Raw genomic sequence first — 6298 nt, 5'->3', positions numbered from 1 at the left:
ACCGCATTACCAAAGGCATCGTAGGCAGTTTCCGTCGTATGACGGGTGTGCGTTTCAACCGTCATGGGTGGTCCGTTTTTCGGGATCACCGTTTCGTACTCAGTCACCAAAGGATAAGTGACTTTGACTTGGCGATGGAGCGCATCATATTCGTAATTTGTGGTGCGCGCCTGCTCAAAAACAGGCTCAGCAACATCGACAGAACTTGTGGCTAACACCGAACCTTCGGTCAGGCTTAATAAATTACCAAACGCATCGTACTGCATCTGGCTAACCAAACGCGTTTCTTTCGCTTCGACTTGCGTACCGTTAACGATGGAAGATGTCACCGTTGGGGTGGTCTCTCTAACCAAACGACTGTGAGCATCGTATTGATAATGCCAAACATCGCCGTTTTTATTGGTTAAGGTTAAACGATTGCCTAACGCATCGTAGGTGTACGACTCAGTCTTACCTAGAGCATCCGTCATCGCTGTTAGGCGACCAAGATTGTCATAATCGTTATGAACGTTACGATCATCAGCATGTGCGTGATTAAGAGCAAAGGCTTCGAGAGAAGCTAAGCTGAAGGTTTGCTCAGCTTGTGGCGTGACATCAAGATAAGACGAGTTATAAACAATCGTATCAGTCACTCGACCTAAGGCATCGTATTTTGATTCAGAAACAAAACCTAAAGCATCAATGCTAAAGCGCGAACGACCCGCATCATCAAAAGTTACACGGCTGCTGCGATAATCAGCACCGTTTAAGGCTGCTTCGACTTGTGCCAGTGAGGCAAAGTCGCCTTGAATTTCACGACCGTAGGTGCGCGTCTCAACCACTTGTCCGCGCACATCATAAATCATGTGAGACACAGTGCCAGTAGCGCTGATGGAGTAAACCAATCGACCTGCGGCATCATAAACGTATTGTTGAGTTTGCTCAGGGACTAATACCGCGTTTAATGCAGGCGCTTGTTGAACATCGCTGTTGCCGTCGCCCGAATCGGTAGGAGGTTCAGCCTGGCCGCCGCCTGCACCTGTGACATTGAGGTTATCCACGCGCAGCCATGTGTCGGCAGCAGGCGCTGCGCCTTCCGCCGTTTGAGTACGAGCGGTTAAATCGAAGTCCATGTTCTCCCAACCATCGCCCAAAGGCGCTGAATGGACACGATAAGTCTGGCCACCATTTTCAATGATGGTTTCAATCGCACCGTTACTGACTTCAAAACGCACCGTCATGGTCGGTTCACTTAAGAACATATCCACAGGTATCTGATAGATTTGACCGTTTTTGTAAGTCGCCAATAACTGAACATTGCCACCTACCACTTCTACTAGCAGGCTTTTTTGACCATCGCCATAAATGCCATTAGAAATCCCTAAGCGAGCATAAACAGAATGTTGCTCCAGACTTGGAGGTGGCACTTCCACGTCAAAACTCATGCTTGCACCATCCACCAGATGGAAATCTTTATTGGTGTTTACAATAGAAGAGAAAGTTGACGAACCTGTGCGAGGACTATTGAATTGAAGCTGACCATTAGTGATAGCCACGCGATCACTCGGCGCACCGTTCAAGTTCACCTGGAAGTCATTGAGTGTCGCACTGCTAAAGTCTTCACTGTAGTTCGATGTGCTGGATGCGGGTTGTGGCGTCGAAGGTGTTGAAGCAGGCGCAGTATTATCTGCAACATCACTTGCTGCAGCCGCTTTTGCTTCTGCCAACAAAGTCGCAACGGTTTTATTCGCCAGCTGAGTCGCATCAATCGCCACACCATGACGAGTCGTACTGATCACATTGTTGTAACCGTCGTAGGCTGTTTCGGTCACAAAGCCCGCAGCATCAATGGCAACCACTTGACGGTTGATGGCATCAAAAAGGCTATAACTTAAACGCCCGCCTTCGTCTTCTATTTGAACAACATTGTTGTAAGCATCGTAAGTTAACACTTGAGTATGCTGAACGTCTGCATTCAAACTCGCATCCCAAACCGCAGGTTTAATGACATGAGTTTGACGATTTAATGCATCGTATTGATAGGTAGTTGTGCGGGTGTTATCGCCTGCCCCCGTTGTGATGCTAGAAACATTACCAAACGCATCGTATTTTCGAATCGTTTCTACTGAGCCAAGAGAGGTTGTTACTTGACCATTGTCATAAGCACCTAAAGTTGTTTGTGGAGATATCTCTTTGGTTAAACGATTCAACGCGTCGTATTCGTACGTCCAAACTTGAGCGTTTTTATCAGTACGAGTTAATTGATTACCTAATGCGTCATACTCATAAGACTCCACCTTGCCTTGTGCATCGGTCATCGTCTTTAATCGACCCAGTGCATCGTAGGTATTTTTAACGATGGAGTTATCGCTGCTGACGTTGGTGTTGGCAAAGGCTTCTAATGCCGTCAATGAATAATCATTGGTTGAATAAGCTGAAGCATACACAATGGCATCGGTAACACGCCCCATCTCATCAAAACGAGTTTCTGATACTTGCCCCACCGCATCCACACTAAAGCGCGTACGGCCTAATGCATCAAGTACCTGGTGGCTGCTGCGATAAGTCACATTGCTTAAAGCCGTGCTGATACCTTCAGTGGTTAAGGTAGGATTCGTTAACGCACTGTCATAGACGCGAGTTTCAACAACTTGCCCACGAGCATCATAAATATTTTGAGAAACACCACCCAATGTATCGATGCTATAAACCAGACGACCTGCATTGTCATAAACAAATTGTTCCGTCTGTTGCGCAATCGTATTGGGGTTCGCTGTTTTCGCTTCGGTTAATAGGGTCGCAACGGTTTTACTACCCAATTGCGTTTTATCAATGGCCACACCATGACGAAGGGTTGCAACCACTTCGCCCGCCTGACTGTATTGAACTTCAGTGACATAACCTTTAGCATCAATGGTGTAACGCTCACGATTAAGCGCATCAAACTGCACATCGGTGGTTTGTGCGTTACCCGCTTTGGCAAGTTCTGTGGCAAAGTTAGCCGTTCCGACTTGCGTCTTATCAATAGCGGTTTCAAAGCGCTGTGTTTGAATCACGTTGCCGTTGGCATCATGGTGGAATCGAGACACAAAACCTGCTGCATCAATTACAAATTCCAAATGACCCAAATCATCAAAAACACTTTGTGTATGTTGTGCAACAGAGTTATCGGCTAATAAGCCAGACATGTCAGCTAACTGAGGTGCAGAAGTAACACTGATAGCCTCTTTATAAACTTTTAAGTCAGTGACTTTGCCACGGGCATCATACACATTGTGCGTGACATACCCTTCTTCATCGATGTGATAAATTAACTGCCCTGCGTCATCATAAACGTTATAAGCTTTGTCATTGTTGGCATTGGTCGTCTCGATGATTTGACCAGCAGCATCGTAAACATAATGGGTCGAAATTTTTAATCCTGTGGCATCATTCACCGAGTGCGTCAAACGATCCAAATCGTTGTAATGATATTCGGTGGTCACTGCTTTTGATGTGCCAGCCGCTTCAACAACGCTGACTTTATTGCCCAGTCCATCGTATTGTGTTTCGGTGCGCAGATTAAGGAAACCATCACCCACACCATAATCACTCGTGGTAGCTACAACACGACCTAGACGATCGTACTGGTTTTGTGTGACGACTCCTTTTGCGTCCGTCACGGTTTCTAACTGGCCTTTGGCATCGTAGCTATAGCGCGTCTCAATGGATTGCCCTTGATAAGCCAGTTCTTCAGTCGTTAACGTGATCGAGTCACCCGCCAAGCTTTGAATCTCTGCTCCACTGGGATCGGTGATTTCTCGTAATACACGACCTACCGCATCGTATTCAAAAACAGTGCGACGACCTTGTGCATCCACACTCAATACCAGACGCTCACCTTTGTCTAAATACAGCTGAGTTTCTGAACCATCCGCCGCAGTGGTTTTGGTTAACTCACCATTAGCATCGTAATGAAATACGGTTTGCTCGCCTCGGCCATCGACCGTTAGCGTGGTTTCGCCAAACTGATTAAAGTGAGTTTCGGTTTTGATGCCGCCAGGATAAGTAACAATGGTTTTCTGTTGATTGGCATCAAAGGTGGTTGTGACACTCTGACCTAACGCATCGGTTTGAGTATGCACTCGGTTAAAGGCATCATAACCATTGCTTGTGGTGCGATTTAACGCATCAGTCATCGCCACTTCGCGACCCAGACGGTCGTACTCAAAGTGAACACTCTGACCTAAAGCATTGGTGGTTTTATCCAGCTCGCCAAAAACGGTGTGCTGACTTTGCGCATGTTCGATGGCTTTACCATTGAGTCGATAAATATCGGTGACCTGACCACGGGTGTTCACTTCGGTTAATGTGGTGGTCCACTGAGTGGCAGCCACATCACGGGCCTGACGGCTTAAGTAGACTTCACCAAAGGCATTATACAATTGTGTGGTTTTAAAGCCTTCGGCATCCAATGTTTCCAATACCAAACCACGACGGTCATAACTGAATTGAGTCACGCTATCGTGAGCACTTTTTAGCGTGTCTAGATGCGCGATAAAGTCAGCTTGCGACAAGGTGCCTTGTTGCAGATTATTCAGCTCGGTGGCTCCTAACGCACTCTGGTAAACGCGAGTTTGATCCACTTGTCCAAAGACGGTGTAAGTGGTTTCGCGAACACTGCCCAAGGCATCAACGGTGTGGGTTAACTGATCGGCATCATCATAGAAGAATAAAGTGCGCTGACCATACTCATCAATGATCGCTGTGACTCGACCAGCCGTATCGTATTCCGTTTGTTTACCTTCGGCTGTTAACAGGGTATCCAGTTGTTGTTGCGTGTAATCGGTGGGCAACAGCGCACTGGACTTAGCATCGAGTGTGCCTGTCACACGTCCGAGCTCATCCACTCGTTGTGTTTGCGACCGTGAGGTGTTGGTCAGGGTGTCTGTTTGTGTGGTTTGTAATAAGTGCCCTGCGGTGTTGTATTCATAGGTAGTGACCAAACCGTTCCAGTCGGTTTTTTGTTGCAGGCGATCCAGTTGATCATAAACAAACGAGGTCACACGATCATTGTCGTGCGCGGTGATTGTTAGATCCTCAAAGTTGGCACCATCAGCCACAGTGACTCGATTAAAGTGCTCGGTGACTTTGACCTTCTCACCTTGCTCGTTGTAATCGTAAGTGGTCAGGTAGCCTTCGGCATTCACCGTCGCAATCAACTGACCTTTGCCATCAAAGAATTGATGAGCAGAACGATCAACAACCGTATCGCCAGAAGCTTGTGCAGCCACTTTAGCCGAAGCAACCGCCGTTAACATTTGAGCCAGCGTACCGTTTTGATACAGATCGGCCACATCGTCGGTAGACTTAGGCACCGCAATACCATGCTGACGGGTTTGCGCCAGCTGACCGGCTGCATCATAAATAAATTCAGACAGTAGACCGGCAGCATCCAGCTCAGCAATTTTGTTGCCATCGTGATCGTAGAAGTAACGTTCTACACGATCACTGGCAGCGCCTAAGGTTTGCAGACCACTGTCAGTTTTCATCACAAAACCGTTTTGCTCGCCCAGTAGATCGCCGTTGCTGTTGCGGTACGTGATTTGGTATTCATGAACGCCATTAGCCAGATCGTTGAGAGGGACAACAAACTCACCGTTGTTAGCACTGTAGGCGTAAGCGGGCGAGCCACCTACTGACACATGCGCTTCTAACCCCGCCTGTGTGGGATCAATGCCAAAGTTGTTGTTAGCATCCAGTGTCCACACCAGATTGGTGGCTTCATAAGTACGCGCAACCGGATTGTTGATGATGTTGGTGATGTCGGCTGCCGTCCAGGTGATGCCTGCTGTATCAAAGGTAATGCGATCAATCTGATAGGATGAACTGCTGAAGTGGTTAGTCACAGTGATCACATCGCTGTTGCGAATGTTTTCAATCACCAGATGGTTGCCACTGCGGGACAAACGAATGTCTTCTGCCGCGACAGTGGCATCAAAAGCGATAGTGTCCTGCGCACTGTCACCCGAGTAATTATTAATGGTGTCACGACCACTGCCTGCGCTGAAGCGGTAAGTGTCTGCGCCATAATCGCCAGTGAGCGTGTCGTCGCCTGTGCCACCCACAAGGACATCATCACCGCTTCCACCTGACACCGTATCATCACCGGAGCCGCCCATGACGGTATCGTCGCCGTCGTAGCCGCGCACTGTATCGTTACCCGCACCGCCATCAATGGTGTCCGCCGCATCGTTAAAACCTGAAAGGCTGTCGTTATCATCACTGCCCACCAAGACATGTTGCGTGAAATAAGCTTGATCCCATTCAGTGCCATCGG

Annotated in this window: 1 protein-coding gene; it reads right to left on the bottom strand. The window is 47.9% G+C overall.

The window, feature by feature from the left end; all coding sequences use genetic code 11:
- Window positions 1-6298: calcium-binding protein (locus tag NH399_RS25145; RefSeq protein ID WP_305885115.1), on the bottom strand; the 6298-nt coding region annotated here is incomplete at both ends.

Source organism: Pleionea sp. CnH1-48, from assembly GCF_024124665.1.
Taxonomy (GTDB): Bacteria; Pseudomonadota; Gammaproteobacteria; order Enterobacterales; family Kangiellaceae; genus JAMXSB01.
This window is presented reverse-complemented; position numbering and strand designations above follow the sequence as displayed.